Below are 14,856 nucleotides of genomic sequence, written 5' to 3' on the forward strand. Positions count from 1 at the left end.
TTAATATATTGAATTTAAAGTATATCTATGCTTTTGAACGACGCCAGTATGGATGCAGGCGTCGAGTTTATAGGAATGTATTTCCCGTGAGTCACCAGGAAGTGTGCGCTTTGCCCAGGCACGTCTGTGCTAACATCTCGTGCCTCAGCGGCTAGCTAGCGGTGTAGTAATGTTTTGAGGCCATGAGGCTGACAGCGCAGGTACTGCGGTGCGGCTTGTACCTCAGCGCCCAGGGCGGCAGCAGCGTGCCAAGGCCAGCGTGGGTCGTAAAGGATGCCGCGCGCTAGCGCAATGGCGTCAGCCTGTTCCTGTTGCAGAATTTTTCGGCTTGTAGCGGGTCGGTGATAAGCCCGACGGCAATTACCGGCATCTGTACCTGGGCGGTAATCGCGGCGGCAAATGGCACTTGGTAGCCAGCGCCGATGGCAATTTGTTGCTTTTCCGATAAGCCGCCGCTGGAAACATGAATATAATCGCAACCGCGATGATCCAGTTCCCGTGCAAACGCAATACTTTGTGGCAGATCCCAGCCGCCATCAACCCAATCGGTAGCGCTGATGCGCACACCCACGACAAAATCACGTGGCAGCGCTGCCCGCACGGCATCGAATATCGCCAGCGGCAGTCGCATGCGGTTGCTGAGGGTGCCACCAAATTCATCATCACGCTGATTGCTTAGTGGTGACAGAAATTGATGCAACAGATAGCCGTGAGCCGCATGCAGTTCTACACCATTGATCCCCGCTGCATGTGCCCGTTTGGCGGCAGCCACAAACTGGCTGATACAGTCGTCTATCTGGGCGCGCGTCATGGCCTGTGGTGGCCGTTGTCCTTCGGCAAAAGGAATAGCACTGGGAGCGATGGTCTGCCAGCTGCGCTCATCGGTCGCGGGGAGTTGTTGGCCGCCTTCCCAAGGTTTATTGCAAGAGGCTTTGCGTCCGGCATGGCCTAACTGCACCAGCAACGGCATAGCTGAATCACGGCGAATATCGTGTACCAACCGTTGCAGCGCTTGCTGGCACTCATCGTTCCATAAACCCACATCAGCGTAGGAAATCCGGCCTTCCGGGGCCACAGCAGAGGCTTCAATGATCAGCATGCCAGCGGCGGACTGTGCCAGATTGCCATAGTGTTGCCAGTGCCAAGGTTGTAGCACGCCGTTGTCGGCAGAATACATACACATGGGGGCAATGATGATGCGATTTTTTAGGGTAAGACTGCCCAGACTCAGGGGATTGAAAAGCTTAGCCACGAACAACGCCTCCTTTGCAAAGATGGCTGCCTGTCACCGGATGGCGACTAGCAGTGATAGTGGTCATTGTAAGCACCAATACGCGATAGCTTGCAAGATGCTTTGCTCAGAAGTGGCTTTTAACTTCAAAACGCCATTCCCAGCCACTGACATGTTCGCCGTTGCTCATCGGCAAGCTAAAGTCGATGTGTACCACGTTGCCGTAACTGGAACGGGATGAATAGATACGAGCGCCAATCCCAATGGCGCCAATCGGGTGAGAAATCTCATTATCTTCGGCTAATGGGCCGCCGAAGGCGTGACCTATATCGATGAAGGCGGCCCAGCCCAGTTCTGCTAGCTGATACAGATTAATGTTGGGGTAATTACGTAATTCGGTGGTGACCAACCATTGATGATCCCCATGCTGGAAATCATTCGGGTAGCCACGCATGCCGGTTTCATCGCCCAGCGCTAAAGGTAAATCACGGAAATTATGCCGTGAACTAATCAGCTGCACTCGAGAATAAGCCGACCACTTGTGATTAAAACGGTAAAAATATTCGGCAGTGGCTGCTACCCGGTAGTAGTCGGGTTGTGCCGTAGCAAAAATACCGGCGGCGTCGAGTTGCAGTAGCAGCAATTCGTTGTCATCGGCATAACCACGGTTCAGTTGCCAATCAAGATGATAACCCAGACTGTCACCATCGTTGGTTTCTACCCCAAAACGCAGCTTATGGTGCCAGCCAAGATTAATATCTTCAGTAAAATTAATAAGATGTACATTAGTCATTACCCGATAATCGTCTTGTAGATACTCCCATTCAGCCCAAGGATAGGTAAAATTGCGATCTTGTGGCAGTGGTAACATGGGCTGGCCGACAATGGCGGTAAAGGCGTGACGATCACGGGTGATCCCAAAGCGCAAGCGCTGCCGGACATCGCCTTGCTGTTGCAGCAACATTCCCCAGTAAAATTCGGCAAAATCCAGACTTTCCTGATACTCCTGCAGGTCTTCACCGTTCTGGCGAAACGTATTGGTGCGGTCAACGCTTTGATATTCCGCGCCGTAAGCCCGAGTGTCCATCAGTGTGTAGAACGGTTTGTCGAACATCAGCCAGGTGGATTTTCCGTCATCATTATCAGCAAAACTGGCGGCAACGCGCGCATTTTTAACCACGGTCAATGGCGTTTCGAAATCAAACTTATAACCGGTGCGGTTTTCATCGGATTGGTATTCCAGTTGGGTTTGCATCCCCAACCCCAGAATATTGTCGTCTTTAATCCCAAACGAGTAGCGGTTCTTGCCGCCACTGCGGCCCCAGTCAATGGTAGGGAGTAATGACCACTGATCCCAGGTTTCCACCAGCAAATTCACCTGTGGTTGTGGTTGGTCATCTTTGGCGGGGATTTGCACAATTTTGGCATCACGCAGATAAGGCTCTTTGCGTAAAATTCGTTGCGCTTCCTCCAGCTGTTTTTGCGTAATCACATCGCCTTCTTTAAAACTTAGACGGTCGAGGACCACAGACTCGCGGGTATTGATATGAAGCGCGTTGGCCCAGTGATGCAGAAAGATGGCATTGGACGCTGATTCATCGAATATGGGGTTGCTGACAACCTGAATGTGACCAACCACAAAGGTGTTGTTAGCGTCATTGTTACTTGCCGGTGTTGCATTCACCGACAGCCCAATAGCGCTCGTTGCCAGTAACCACAGTAGCTGGTGATAATGCATTCTGCGCTCCCCAAATACACTCGGTTGTTAACCGGACTATTTGAATCATAGTCGTTTTTGGTGAGTGTGGCGGAATGCAGTTAGCGTTTTAACGATTCATTTACAGAGTAGAACGGGGGTTACCACTACGTTGGAGAAGATCAATCCCGCCACCAGCGACATAAAAATCAGGAACAGTTGCGCGCCTAGATGCGGCTGCGCCAGCAAGGTATCGCCCGATACAAACGCATTAAGTCCAAGGTAGGTTTTACTCCCTGGCACTAAGATCACTATGCCTTGTAGCAGCGCGATAGACGCCGGGGCTTTGGTCCAGCGGGAGAACAGATTGGCGTAGATCCCTACTGCCAAGGCACCAAAAAAAATGCCAATGGAATCGCCCAGATAGATGCCACCGAACATGGCGGCGACAAACGCTAAAATCCCGGCAAAAATGCCCCACGGTGCATCTTTCAACCGCGCTTTGAAAATAAACACCAGCGCGGATGACAACAAAGGCACCCCTAGCCAACTGGCCCAACGCGGTAATGATGTCGGTTCAACAAAGAGATCCTGCCCAAACAGCGCGTTACCAATGGCTACGCCTAAAACGGCACCAAAGTACAGTTTGAACAGCACCATCACCGCATCCATGATACGCATGGTGCCGGACATCAGATCGCGGGCCGACAGCTCTGCCAGCCCCAGTGTCAATGCCAGTCCAGGGATAAACACAATAATGCCGGACAAGATCACCACCGGAATATTGATGGATGGGTCTAGCTGCGCTAATCCGCAACTGACAATGCCCGCAACGGTTGCCGCCAACGGCTCTAGCAACTCCGCCATCCGTTTAGAATGTTCGGCCGCGAATACCAAGGCATAGACCACCAGCCCAACAACACCTGACCAGAATACATCATTCCAGCTGGTGGCCATCAGCATGGCAAAGGCGGCAGCTGCACAACCGTAAGCCGCAAGTGTCAGCAATGGCCCGTAAGGATTGGGCATTTCAGCAATTTGCTCGAGCCGTTGTAGCGCTTCTGTCAGTGAGCGCTGGCCACTGCGCAGTTCTTCCACCAAGGCGTCGGTTCGAGCTAGGGCTCCGAGATCCAATTCTCCCGGTTTAACGCGGGCTACGTGGTTGTATTCCTGATCGGTATCGTGTTGTAACACAAAGGTCATGGAGGTGGGCGAGATCAAAAAATAGCCATCGAGCCCCAGTGTGTTAGCAACGGTTTGCAGGTGCGTTTCCAGCCGATAGGCCGGCGTGCCGAATTTGTGCAGTGCCTTGCCCAGCTTTATGATAAAGCGGCGCTTTTCCAGAAATTCCTGATTGTCCACTCGGATGCCTCGTACTTGTGTATCAAGGTCGCCGACAAGGCAACTTGCCAGTTTGGCGCGCATTTTAAAGCAAATTTATACAAAGGGAATAATGACATAAAAAATTAAATTTCCTAAGGTTAATTAAGCCATTCAGGCATAATGATGGCAGTATTCGGAGAATGATAATGACACTGTATATTTCAGGTTTTTATTGCGCATTAACTACGCTGTTAGCGCTGTTTTTGAGTGCGCGGGTGGTGCAGTTGCGGGCACGTTTTAAAGTGGGGATCGGCAACGGTGATCATCCGGAAATTTATATCGCGCGCCGTGCCCACGGTAACTTATTGGAAAACGCGCCACTAGGACTGTTACTGCTCGCTATTGCCGAGCTGGATGGCTTACATGCGGGCTGGTTACATCTGTTTGGTACCGTGTTACTGGTGTCTCGTTTGTTACATGCTATCGGTTTGACCCAGGGCAAAGGCAAGACCAATATTGGCCGCTTGTTGGGGGTGCTGGGAACTTGGGGCGTGATGGTGGCACTGGCGGTGGTCAATATCGTGCTATTCCTTGATGTATAAAGCCCTTTGACAAAATAAGGGTATTAAATTGTGGCTCGAAAAAACGCTTTTTGCTGAAAAAACGTTCACACTTATTCTGATCGCCCTGTTATACTCCGCGCCCCTGAAGGCCCAGTTGCCGGATATTGTTTAACCCAGTTGGTTGGATACACATGCAAGTCGAGTCCAGTTTATTCCGTTATCCCCGCTATCGTGCTGATTTGAAACCAGCACCGTTTCTGCCTATGTCCCGCAAAGAGATGGCGCAACTGGGGTGGGACAGTTGTGATGTGATTGTGGTGACTGGCGATGCTTACGTGGATCATCCCAGCTTTGGTATGGCGGTAATTGGCCGCATGCTGGAAGCGCAGGGATTCCGTGTCGGCATCATCGACCAGCCAGACTGGCAGAGCAAAGACGATTTTATGCGCCTCGGTCGCCCCAATCTGTTCTTTGGTGTCACCGCTGGCAATATGGACTCGATGATCAACCGTTACACTGCCGATCGCCGGTTGCGCACCGATGATGCTTATACCCCAGGGAATGTGGGGGCAAACGGCCAGATCGGGCGGTAACGGTTTACACCCAGCGCTGCAAAGAAGCCTATAAAGAGGTGCCGGTGATTATTGGGGGATTGAGGCCAGTCTGCGCCGCATAGCCCATTATGATTACTGGCAAGATAAAGTGCGCCGCAGTGTCCTGTTTGACAGTAAGGCCGACCTGCTGATTTACGGCAACGCCGAACGGCCTTTGGCCGAAGTGGCACATCGTCTGGCGAAAGGCGATGATATCAGTGAGATGCAGGACATTCGTGGCACCGCGGTACTGCGTAAAACCGCGCTGCCAGAGTGGAAAGGTGTCGACTCCCGCAAAATCGACCAACTGCATAAAATCGATCCCATTCCCAATCCTTATGGTGCTGATGATGTTGGCTGCCAGAATCTGTCTGGCCCCAGCAACAACAAAGTTTTTGATAATGACGCTCCACAAGCCATCACTGTGCAGCCACCCCGCCCCAAACCGTGGGAAAAAACCTATGTGTTATTACCTGCATTTGAACGGGTAAGTGACGATCGGTTCCTCTATGCGCACGCGTCAAGGGTACTGCATCAGGAAACCAACCCCGGCTGTGCCAGAGCGCTGTTTCAAATGCACGGCGATCGCGGTGTGTGGGTCAATCCGCCAGCGTTTCCACTGAATACTGATGAAATGGATGCCGTATTCGACCTGCCATATCAGCGGGTACAACATCCAGCTTATGGCAAGCAGAAGATCCCGGCGTATGACATGATCAAAACCTCCATCAACATCATGCGAGGGTGTTTTGGTGGTTGTTCATTCTGCTCCATCACCGAGCATGAAGGCCGAATTATCCAGAGTCGTTCGCAGGATTCCATTATCCGCGAAATCAAAGATATTCAGCAGAAAGTGCCAGGCTTTACCGGGGTCATCTCTGACCTTGGCGGGCCAACGGCCAATATGTACCGGCTGGGCTGCAAGAGCGAAAAGGCCGAGAAGACCTGCCGTCGTTTATCCTGTGTTTATCCGGTAATCTGTGGCCATCTGGACACGGATCATCAACACACCATCGACCTGTATCGGGCGGCGCGCGATGTGCCGGGGATCAAAAAGTGCTGATCGCCTCTGGCGTGCGCTACGACTTAGCGATTGAAGATCCGCGTTATGTGAAAGAGCTGGTGAAGCATCATGTGGGCGGTTATCTGAAGATCGCGCCGGAACATACCGAAGAAGGGCCCTTGTCGAAGATGATGAAGCCTGGCATGGGCACCTATGACAAGTTCAAGGAGATGTTCGACCAGTATTCAAAAGAAGCGGGTAAAGAGCAGTTCCTGATCCCCTATTTTATTTCGGCCCATCCCGGCACCACTGACGAAGATATGCTGAATCTGGCGCTATGGCTCAAGGCCCGTAAGTTCAAGCTGGATCAGGTGCAGAACTTCTATCCGTCGCCGATGGCCAATGCCACCACCATGTATCACACTGGCTTGAATTCACTGCGTAATGTTAAACATGACAGTGAAGAGGTGGTGGTTCCCAAGAAGGGGCGTCAGCGTCGATTGCATAAAGCCCTACTGCGTTATCATGATCCCGAAGGTTGGCCGCTGATCCGCGAAGCGTTGATCAATATGCAACGCGAAGATCTGATAGGTACTGGGCCACAGCATCTGGTGCCACCGGCGGGGCGTGCTGAACAATTTGCCCGTAAACAAGGCAATAAACCCGCCGCCAAAGGGCAACAGGGGCTGACCCGTTTTAGCAGCAATCAGTTTGCTACTGATAAGCCCACTGGGGCGAGCAAGGCTGATAAAGGGCCAGGAAACCCCACTAAACGCCAAGGGGCGAAGGCCAATAACACGACAGCAGATAACACGATAGCCGATAACAAGGGTGCGGGCAAACGTGGTCATAACCGACCTGGTGCCCGGCCAGTTTTTGGTAAGAAGAAACCCGCCTGAAGCGGCGGGTAATCTGGCGTCAGGCGGCTTTTTGCTGCGCCAATTGGTGCGCAGGTCTGGCCGCCGTTTTTGCCAGATAGGCCTGAATGCAGGGATAACCGCTTAAATCCGCTCTGCGCGCGGCAAGTTGCAGTGCCAATTCCATCTGAATATCTGCCCCCGAGATGCTTTCTCCGGCAAACCAGGGGTGCCGTGCCAGCCAGCTTTCAATGAGATTCAACTGCGGTGTCAGGCGGGCTTGGATGAATAATTGATCAATCCCGTTTACCAGCTTGCGCGCAATCGGACGGACAAAAAATGGCATCGGCTTTTCTTTGACTTTGCCCAACACCAGTCGCATCACCAGCAAGGGCATCAATGAACCTTCTGCAAAGTGCAACCAGTAGCGGTAGTCCAACAGCGCTTGCCCGGTTTGGGGGCGCCACACATGCTCGCTGTCATAACGATCCAGCAGATACTCGATAATGGCGCCAGACTCGGCAATGGTAAGATTGCCATCGGTGAGCACCGGCGCCTTGCCCAGCGGATGTATCTGTTTTAGTGCTGCCGGGGCGGCATAACTCGGATCGCGGCGGTAAGTGATGACTTCGTACTCTACCCCCAGCTCTTCCAGCAGCCAGATGATACGGTAAGAACGTGATGATTCGAGATGATGAACTTGGATCATAGTGCTCCCTGAATGTTCCCTGTGTGCAACCTAATCGGTCGTTGCCAGCTTGGCAGTCAAAACATGGTCTTGCCACTGACCATTGATTTTAAGATAACGTCTGGCGATGCCTTCTTTTTCAAACCCCAGCCGCGCCAACAGTTTAGCGGAGCGCTGATTGCTAGGCATATAGTTAGCCATCACCCGATGCAGCCGTAACTCATTGAATGCAAAGTCCAACGCGGCCTGACATAGGGGTGGCATCAAGCCCTGACCTTGCAGGGTAGCATCAATGCCATAGCCCATATAGCATGCCTGAAATGGCCCGCGAATAATGTTACTCAAGGTACAATGTCCAACAATCTGCAAGCCGCTGTCCAGCACAAACCAGTATTCGTTAATTGGCTCAGCAAACAGCTGTTGTAGCCGATGTTGCCAGTTGCTAAGTGAATGGTGTTCCTGCGGCCGTAATGGTTCCCACGGCGAAAAATGTGCCTGATTACGGTAGAAATAAGCCGATAGCGCTTGGGCATCGTGATGGGTGACCGCTCTGGTTTTCATCATTTTTATTGAGGTAAATTAAGTCTGGTTAATTTATCAGATATTAAATAAGAATAAAAAATTTTTTAGTTACTAACAGCTGAAATGTAATATTGATATATCTCTATTTGCACAAGAATAAATCGATAAAAATAACTAGCTCATGAATCGGATTCAGCTCCAATTTGATATTGAGTCAGCGGTTTTAAATAAAAGCGACCAGGATTAGTAAGGCCGACTGAATTAATCTTTAGCGATTACTCCCACTTCTTATTTTGGAAATCATTCCATTTATACACTTTTCTGGAAAGTGAGCACGGGAGCAATATTATATGAACAAAATCGATTTTTTAACTCGCCGTAATTTTATTAAAGGACTTGGCGCTACTGGGGTGGTGTTTGCGGCACCCTCAATGGCAACTGCTATCGCGGCGGATGGCATTCATTGGGACGAACAGGTAGAGATGGCCATCATAGGTTCTGGTTTCGCCGGATTAGCGGCCGGAATTGAAGCGATAAAGCACGGCTGTAAGGCGGTGACCATCTATGAAAAAATGGCGGTATATGGTGGTAACTCGGCTATCAACGGCGGACTGTTTGCCGCGCCGAATACGCCACTGCAACAGCAGAAAGGGATTAACGATTCCGTCGATATCATGGTGGCGGATCAACTGAAATCAGGCCGGGGCGTGGCTGATGAAAAATTATTGCGCCATATCGCCTCGCATGCCCGCGATGCATTACAGATGACCATTGACGCGGGCGCTGAATATTATCCCTATTTACAGCAGCTTGGCGGCCATTCTGTTCCCAGAACCTATCAGACCAAGGTCAGTTGTGGTGCGGGCATTACCCAGCCTTTGCTGCATGAGTGCCGGAAAGTTGGTGTCACTCTGCAAAACCGCAGTAAGTTTGAAGGTTTCATCCTGACCAAAGAGGGCGCCGTCGCCGGTATTCGTATTCGCTATCCCTATTATTTTGAAGATGAAAATAGCGGCAACATCGTGAATATCCGTGCCAGCAAAGGGGTGTTGGTAGCAACCGGTGGGTTCGCGCAAAATGTCAATCTGCGTATGGCTCAGGATCCAACGCTGACCGCAGAAGTTGGCTGCACGAATGCCAAAGGGGCCACCGGTGAAGCCATGTTGGAAATGTTCCGTCTAGGAGCGGTTCCAGTGCATCTGGCCTACATTCAGTCTGGCCCGTGGGCATCGCCGGATGAAGGTGGATTTGGCTATGTTTCTAACTACGCTATTTTTAATTTCCCTCATTCCATTGCGGTGAACTGCCTGACCGGTAAGCGTTTCATGAATGAAATTGCAGACCGTAAAACCCGCGCCGATGCCGAATTAGCCTGTCGGGATGCAGCCGGTAAACCGTTACCACCTATCATGATTACCAGTTATGCCCACGCCAAGGAACATCCTACCTGCGAGAAAGTGCTGAAGTATGGTGTCGGCTGGAAGTTTGACAGTTTGCAAGCCATTGCTAAGCGTTTCAACATTCCGTTGCAGCCATTGCAGCAGCAAGTGGACGAATACAATGCCTATGTGAAGGCGGGGGACGATAAGCAGTTTGGTAAGAGCATGGCTAAGGCCAAAGACATGTATATCGCTGCACCGTACACAGTTGTGCGCTTGTGGCCGAAGGTGCATTACTGCCAAGGCGGGGTGCAGGTCAATGCCAATGCCGAAGTGCTAGACAGTAATACTGGTAAAGCAATCAAAGGGTTGTATGCAGCTGGAGAAGTGTGTGGCGGTATCCATGGCGTCAGTCGGCTCGGCAGTTGCTCCATCCCTGAATGTATGGTGATGGGCATGACCGCTGCTCGCAGCATGATGGGCGCTTAAAGGAGGAATCGACAATGAAATCATTTTTTCCGGTGCCGCGATGATGGCAATGCTGTTGGCATTTTCTTCCACTGTGGTTGCGGGCGAAACCCTTGTGGCGCAAGGCAAAATACTCGGACGTAGTTACCACCAACAACTGTATACGCAGCATAAGTGTGCTGCCTGTCATGGGGTGGATAAACCGAGCAGTCGTGCGCCTGATAACAGCTGTCTAAAATGCCATTCTGTCGACAAACTGGCGCAGCAGACCGCCAGACAGGGCGATGAACTATGGCAAAACCCGCACAATAATCTGCATTATGGTAAAGATGTCCCTTGTACTGAATGTCATGGTGAACATGTCGTTAAACAGCCGCTTTGTAAGGACTGCCATACCTTTAAATTCAGTAACTTCAAAGAGTGATCACCATTTGTGACCGCTGTGGGTGGTAACTAGGAATAGTTACCACTCTTTTTATGTCGCAGTGACAACCGTGACAAGTTGGCTTTGAGTAGCTCTTTTAGCTGTTCAATCGCTTTGGATTCAGATGCCGGGTTAACGTACAGCGACTCATTGAACAATGGCAATGATGGCAGTCCATGTGTGTCGGGATCCAATATCTGCATTTTGTCACTGACTCGGAATTCTGCCAGCGGTGCAATCACTAGATCATCCTCCACGGCACTGCAGATTGCCTGCGGCGATGGTGTGGTTAGCAGGACATTCAGTGGCCGCATCAACAGATTGTGGTTCGCAAATACCTGAACCCTGATGGGGCAATTTTCTGGATATAGTGCCACCGGGATCACGGTGCGTTTGTACGCCTGCCCATTTTTGGCTGCACTCCACACAAAGCGTCGCTCAAAGAGAAATTCACTGTTGGGTTGAGGTTTCCAGTGGGTGGCAATAATGGCATCAAATTCCCCATTTTGCAGCCGGCGGAACAGATTGCCGGAAACATCGGTATCTATCACTAACTGCAAGTGAGTAAATTCGCGGATAAATTCGATCAGACCGCTTTCCAGATACCATTTGACATAGTCGGTGGGGATCCCCAGGCGAATTGTTTGCTGGCTGTCTTCTTTCAATTCATCCATCGCCTGGCTACTGAGTTGCAACATCTTGTAGGCATAGTTCAGCAGTTTTTCGCCCGCGTCTGTCAGTTTGGCGCCTTTGTTATCGCGCAGTAACAATACCTGACCAACGCTCTCTTCCAGCTTCTTGATCTGCAAACTGAGCGCCGACTGAGTACGGCAGAGGCGCTCAGCGGCTTTTGACAGATTACCGGTTTCGGCAACGGCAATCAGACTTTCCAATAATTCTAATTTCAGCATCAAATATTGCAGTTGCTTATGGTGCCTTAATTATTACTCAATAAGGATTAACTCCCTAGGCTGATATTATGAGAGTGTGAAGAAAGGCTATTATTTAGGAGGCCAAAATGAGCAGCTGGCAACAGCGTTGTAATTATTTAGTGTCTTTAGCACAAAATAAATTACGTGGCCATAAAGTATTTGACCTTTGTCGTTCTCATCTTGTTGAAATTAGCCAAATATCGCGCGGGACAATCTATAATCATTTTCCACATGAGTCAGATTTAATCGTTGCGGTTGCGGCGGCTGAATTTAATGATTTCTGGCATCAGGCGCAAAGTATCACCCAGTATCCGCACAACCCTTTATATTGGTATCTGTACCATTATTGCTGGCGTTTACATGAAGTGACCTGTCGCAAACGGTTTGTAATTTCACGGGTGATGCCCAATACCGAGTTGCAGCAACAGGCCAGTGCTGATCATCAGGCGGCGTTTACAAAAGCCTATGAACGCTATCTGTACTGGAATCGACAGCAGATCCAACAGATGGGGGAAGTGCAAGGTTTTGACCGTTGCACATTGGTACGGGACTTCATTCGTGGCACCATGATCAACGTCAGTGAAGAGGCTGTTGATGCTCATGATGTGCAGCTCTACTATCAATACTGCTATGCGTTGATACAGCTGTTAGGGCAATCAGACAAACGTGTGCCGACTCGGGAACAGATTAGCCAGTGGCTTAAATGGATGACGCCAACCCCGGTACATGCTGACCAACGGATGAAATTTGCCTTAGAACATCTGATGACAGTTTGAAAGTAGAATGTTGTTAAATTGCTAACGCTTAGTTGTAATGTGCTGGTGGATGTGCCGAACGCTGGTAAGTGGCAACCCTGAACGATATAACACTTGATGAATGGGAGTTCATTATGCAGCAGGAATACAGCGAACAGGGGTTTTGGGAGAAGCTGAAAGGGTTTGCGCTAAAGGCTGGCAGGGACGTTGTTGAAAATGCGTTACTGCTGTATTACGCCGCTAAGCGCGAGAATACCCCAAGTGGGCAAAAACGATCATTTTTGGCGCACTGGCTTATTTTATCTCACCATTGGATGCGATTCCGGATCTCACACCAATCGTCGGTTTTAGTGATGATCTCGGAGCCTTGGCGGCGGCGTTAGCTATGGTCAGCATGTACATTGACGATAGTGTTCACGCTGAGGCCGCTTCAACCCTGAAACGTTGGTTTGGCGATTGATGTAATAGACTGATATTTTTTACTTTTTATTTTCTGTTTGTCGGTAAAAAATATTTTCTGGCGGCTATTCCGCTTTTACTGCATTACCGCTATGCTGACGGCGTTTTCACTCTGAAGATCATTTCCGCTGTCAGTGCCCGGCATCTATACCTCCGGTCGCTCAACTCCCCTGATATTAAATCCCTGTTGGTTGCGAGAGGCCTTTATGCGCCAGAAACAAGCCGAATTTACCTATATGCGTGGTGTTGCCATTTTACTGATTGTGGCCGGGCACAGCGTTTACAACTCTGGCGAAGGCTTTCCATTGATGCTGGAAAATCTGCTGCGCGGGGGCACTGCCTTGTTTGTGTTTATTTCCGGTTATTTCTTCCACCGGGTGTTCTATCCGCGCTTTGCCTATCAAGGATTTATGACGTCCAAGATCCGTAATGTGCTGTTGCCATTTTTGTGGGTTTCGCTGGCAGGTTTAATGCTGTTGCTGGTGGAATGGCATTGGTTACAGGGCCACTCAGCATCACAGTTATTGCTTGATGTTTGGTACACCGTTCGTAATGGCTATGTGCTGTTTCCACACTGGTACGTGCCGTTTATCATGTTGGTGTTTGCGCTGTCACCGGTTTTTCTGTTTTACATTCACTTATCTCGCTCATGGCGGCTGGGGTTGTTGTTGCTGTCAATGTTGGTGTCGATATTGCTGCATCGGCCGATAGGCAATGTCAATGTGTTGCAGTCCTTGCTGTATTTCACGCCGTTTTATCTGTTGGGGATGCTTTATTCGCAAGAAGAGGCTGTGGTCAAACGGCTGACGGTTGTGCTCAATATTCTGGCGTGGCTCGGCTTGTTCATCAGTTTGTGGGTGCAAACCAACATTGATGGGCATGTGGGCAATTATCACAAATATGCCCTGAGTTATGGCGGCATAGACTGGCAATTTGTGCAGAAATTCTGTCTGTGTATTTTGGTGCTGAAAGGCTGTGAAATATTGGCGCGTTGCGGCGAGTTTCCTTGGCTGGAGCGGATTGCAGATATGAGCTTTGCTATCTTTTTCCTGCACCCGATTTTTTCAATGTTGTTCGCCGATGCCTGTAAATTATTACACTTTAAACTGGCTCCCGGTTCGGCGCTGACATCCATTGCGTTATCGGTAGCTATCTTCCTGTTATTGCTGTACGGCAGTGTCTGGATTGCCAGTGCCATCAAGAAGTGGCTCGGAGACGGTTCGCGGCAGTGGATTGGCTGGTAATAATAAAGGCGACTTAATGCCGCCTTTATTATTCATCTGTGGCTATGACTATTTTGCGTCAAAGGTAAAGGATTGTCCGGCTAAAGCCGCTTCAAACATCAGCCCACCTTTGGCCGCGGTAAATACCGCCATGCCATTGATGTAAGCCGCGGTGGCGGATTGGTTGCCGCCATGTTGTCCGGCACCAGCTGAATTACCGGTAGTGCCGGCCTGAGCATTGGCCCCGAGGTTAATGGCAACGGCAGACGCTTGAGCACCAAATTCGAAACTGCCACTGGTAAAGTCATTGTAGGCTTTGGCATCTCTGAAAAAGATAATTTCACTGTAGGCCTGACCACCAAGCTGAAAACCAATGGAAACCTGGGTTAAAGATGAATCGCCGGTGTAAACGCCGCCGCGGTACACCCGACCTTTACCATAGGCGGCACCTATGCCAATGCCCCCTTTGCCTACGGTTGGAAAGATCGCGTAGCCATAGGCAGTATTAAAGAATTTGTGGGTTTCGCTGGCCTTTTGAAAAGTTGCCAATGCATCGTTATAGCTGTCTTCAGCTAAGGCCTGGCTTGAAAAGCTCAGACTGGCGAGCAGCGCAGCCGCTGCCAGTAAAATACTGCTAAAGGTTTTCATCGGAACCTCCATCTATCTGTTTAACGGCAGGTGTCCCTGTCGATTGAGCATTAGCTTACCGTCCAATGCTGAAAAAAACAGAGTGACAAAAT

General features: G+C 50.2%; 11 protein-coding genes and 3 pseudogenes. 7 read left to right on the forward strand and 7 right to left on the reverse strand.

What is annotated here, in order from left to right; all coding sequences use genetic code 11:
- Window positions 1-155: 155 nt before the first annotated feature.
- From KHX94_RS10485 to KHX94_RS10495, 3 genes and pseudogenes are all read right to left on the reverse strand, one after another.
- Window positions 156-1,252 (reverse strand): annotated as a pseudogene (locus KHX94_RS10485) (NADH:flavin oxidoreductase/NADH oxidase).
- 106 nt (window positions 1,253-1,358) lie between these two features.
- Window positions 1,359-2,969, reverse strand: a complete 1,611-nt coding sequence (locus tag KHX94_RS10490; RefSeq protein ID WP_244859093.1) for a BamA/TamA family outer membrane protein — start codon at window positions 2,967-2,969, stop codon at window positions 1,359-1,361.
- Window positions 2,970-3,065: 96 nt separating this feature from the next.
- Complete coding sequence (locus KHX94_RS10495; RefSeq protein ID WP_213680598.1) at window positions 3,066-4,289, reverse strand: threonine/serine exporter family protein; 1,224 nt, start codon at window positions 4,287-4,289, stop codon at window positions 3,066-3,068.
- 167 nt (window positions 4,290-4,456) lie between these two features.
- On the opposite strand from KHX94_RS10495, the gene KHX94_RS10500 reads away from it, so the two are divergent.
- Entirely contained in the window at window positions 4,457-4,852 is a 396-nt protein-coding gene (locus tag KHX94_RS10500; protein WP_213680599.1) for an MAPEG family protein, read from the forward strand.
- Window positions 4,853-5,004: 152 nt separating this feature from the next.
- Window positions 5,005-7,308 (forward strand): annotated as a pseudogene (locus tag KHX94_RS10505) (YgiQ family radical SAM protein).
- A 19-nt stretch (window positions 7,309-7,327) separates the two neighbouring features.
- Here the strand turns inward: KHX94_RS10505 and KHX94_RS10510 are convergent.
- Entirely contained in the window at window positions 7,328-7,975 is a 648-nt protein-coding gene (locus KHX94_RS10510; RefSeq protein WP_213680600.1) for a glutathione S-transferase, read from the reverse strand.
- Between the two features lie 30 nt (window positions 7,976-8,005).
- A complete protein-coding gene (locus KHX94_RS10515; protein ID WP_213680601.1) occupies window positions 8,006-8,518 on the reverse strand; it encodes a GNAT family N-acetyltransferase in 513 nt (170 codons plus the stop codon).
- Between the two features lie 308 nt (window positions 8,519-8,826).
- Between KHX94_RS10515 and ardA the strand changes: the two genes are divergently transcribed.
- Together ardA and KHX94_RS10525 are read left to right on the forward strand one after the other, a co-directional pair.
- A complete protein-coding gene (gene ardA / locus KHX94_RS10520; protein ID WP_213680602.1) occupies window positions 8,827-10,344 on the forward strand; it encodes an acrylate reductase flavoprotein subunit ArdA in 1,518 nt (505 codons plus the stop codon).
- 40 nt (window positions 10,345-10,384) lie between these two features.
- Complete coding sequence (locus tag KHX94_RS10525) at window positions 10,385-10,747, forward strand: cytochrome c3 family protein (RefSeq protein WP_244859094.1); 363 nt, start codon at window positions 10,385-10,387, stop codon at window positions 10,745-10,747.
- 29 nt (window positions 10,748-10,776) lie between these two features.
- Here the strand turns inward: KHX94_RS10525 and KHX94_RS10530 are convergent, their stop codons facing one another.
- The gene (locus tag KHX94_RS10530) at window positions 10,777-11,658 is read right to left on the reverse strand and encodes a LysR family transcriptional regulator (RefSeq protein WP_213680603.1); all 882 of its coding nucleotides are present in this window, start codon (window positions 11,656-11,658) and stop codon (window positions 10,777-10,779) included.
- A gap of 107 nt (window positions 11,659-11,765) precedes the next feature.
- Here KHX94_RS10530 and KHX94_RS10535 point away from each other — a divergent pair, with 107 nt between their 5' ends.
- The 3 genes and pseudogenes from KHX94_RS10535 (at window position 11,766) to KHX94_RS10545 (ending at window position 14,137) form a co-directional block, all read left to right on the forward strand.
- A complete protein-coding gene (locus tag KHX94_RS10535; protein ID WP_244859095.1) occupies window positions 11,766-12,455 on the forward strand; it encodes a TetR/AcrR family transcriptional regulator in 690 nt (229 codons plus the stop codon).
- Window positions 12,456-12,568: 113 nt separating this feature from the next.
- A pseudogene (locus tag KHX94_RS10540) lies at window positions 12,569-12,894 on the forward strand (YkvA family protein).
- A 205-nt stretch (window positions 12,895-13,099) separates the two neighbouring features.
- Window positions 13,100-14,137 (forward strand): acyltransferase family protein, encoded by a 1,038-nt coding sequence (locus tag KHX94_RS10545; RefSeq protein WP_213680604.1) that lies wholly within the window; start codon window positions 13,100-13,102, stop codon window positions 14,135-14,137.
- Between the two features lie 48 nt (window positions 14,138-14,185).
- On the opposite strand, the gene KHX94_RS10550 is transcribed toward KHX94_RS10545, so the two are convergent.
- Window positions 14,186-14,764 carry a YSC84-related protein gene (locus KHX94_RS10550; protein ID WP_213680605.1) on the reverse strand — a complete coding sequence of 193 codons (579 nt, stop codon included), beginning with the start codon at window positions 14,762-14,764 and terminating at the stop codon, window positions 14,186-14,188.
- Window positions 14,765-14,856: the final 92 nt, after the last annotated feature.

Origin of the sequence: Shewanella dokdonensis, from assembly GCF_018394335.1 — a bacterium.
Taxonomy (GTDB): Bacteria; Pseudomonadota; Gammaproteobacteria; order Enterobacterales; family Shewanellaceae; genus Shewanella; species Shewanella dokdonensis.

Excerpts from the sequence above, each read along its gene's own strand:
- KHX94_RS10535 (WP_244859095.1), top strand. The coding sequence starts at position 11,766 with ATGAGCAGCTGGCAACAGCGTTGTAATTATTTAGTGTCTTTAGCACAA.
- KHX94_RS10525 (WP_244859094.1), top strand. The coding sequence starts at position 10,385 with ATGATGGCAATGCTGTTGGCATTTTCTTCCACTGTGGTTGCGGGCGAA.
- KHX94_RS10500 (WP_213680599.1), top strand. The coding sequence starts at position 4,457 with ATGACACTGTATATTTCAGGTTTTTATTGCGCATTAACTACGCTGTTA.
- KHX94_RS10530 (WP_213680603.1), bottom strand. The coding sequence starts at position 11,658 with ATGCTGAAATTAGAATTATTGGAAAGTCTGATTGCCGTTGCCGAAACC.
- ardA (WP_213680602.1), top strand. The coding sequence starts at position 8,827 with ATGAACAAAATCGATTTTTTAACTCGCCGTAATTTTATTAAAGGACTT.
- KHX94_RS10550 (WP_213680605.1), bottom strand. The coding sequence starts at position 14,764 with ATGAAAACCTTTAGCAGTATTTTACTGGCAGCGGCTGCGCTGCTCGCC.
- KHX94_RS10515 (WP_213680601.1), bottom strand. The coding sequence starts at position 8,518 with ATGATGAAAACCAGAGCGGTCACCCATCACGATGCCCAAGCGCTATCG.
- KHX94_RS10490 (WP_244859093.1), bottom strand. The coding sequence starts at position 2,969 with ATGCATTATCACCAGCTACTGTGGTTACTGGCAACGAGCGCTATTGGG.
- KHX94_RS10510 (WP_213680600.1), bottom strand. The coding sequence starts at position 7,975 with ATGATCCAAGTTCATCATCTCGAATCATCACGTTCTTACCGTATCATC.
- KHX94_RS10545 (WP_213680604.1), top strand. The coding sequence starts at position 13,100 with ATGCGCCAGAAACAAGCCGAATTTACCTATATGCGTGGTGTTGCCATT.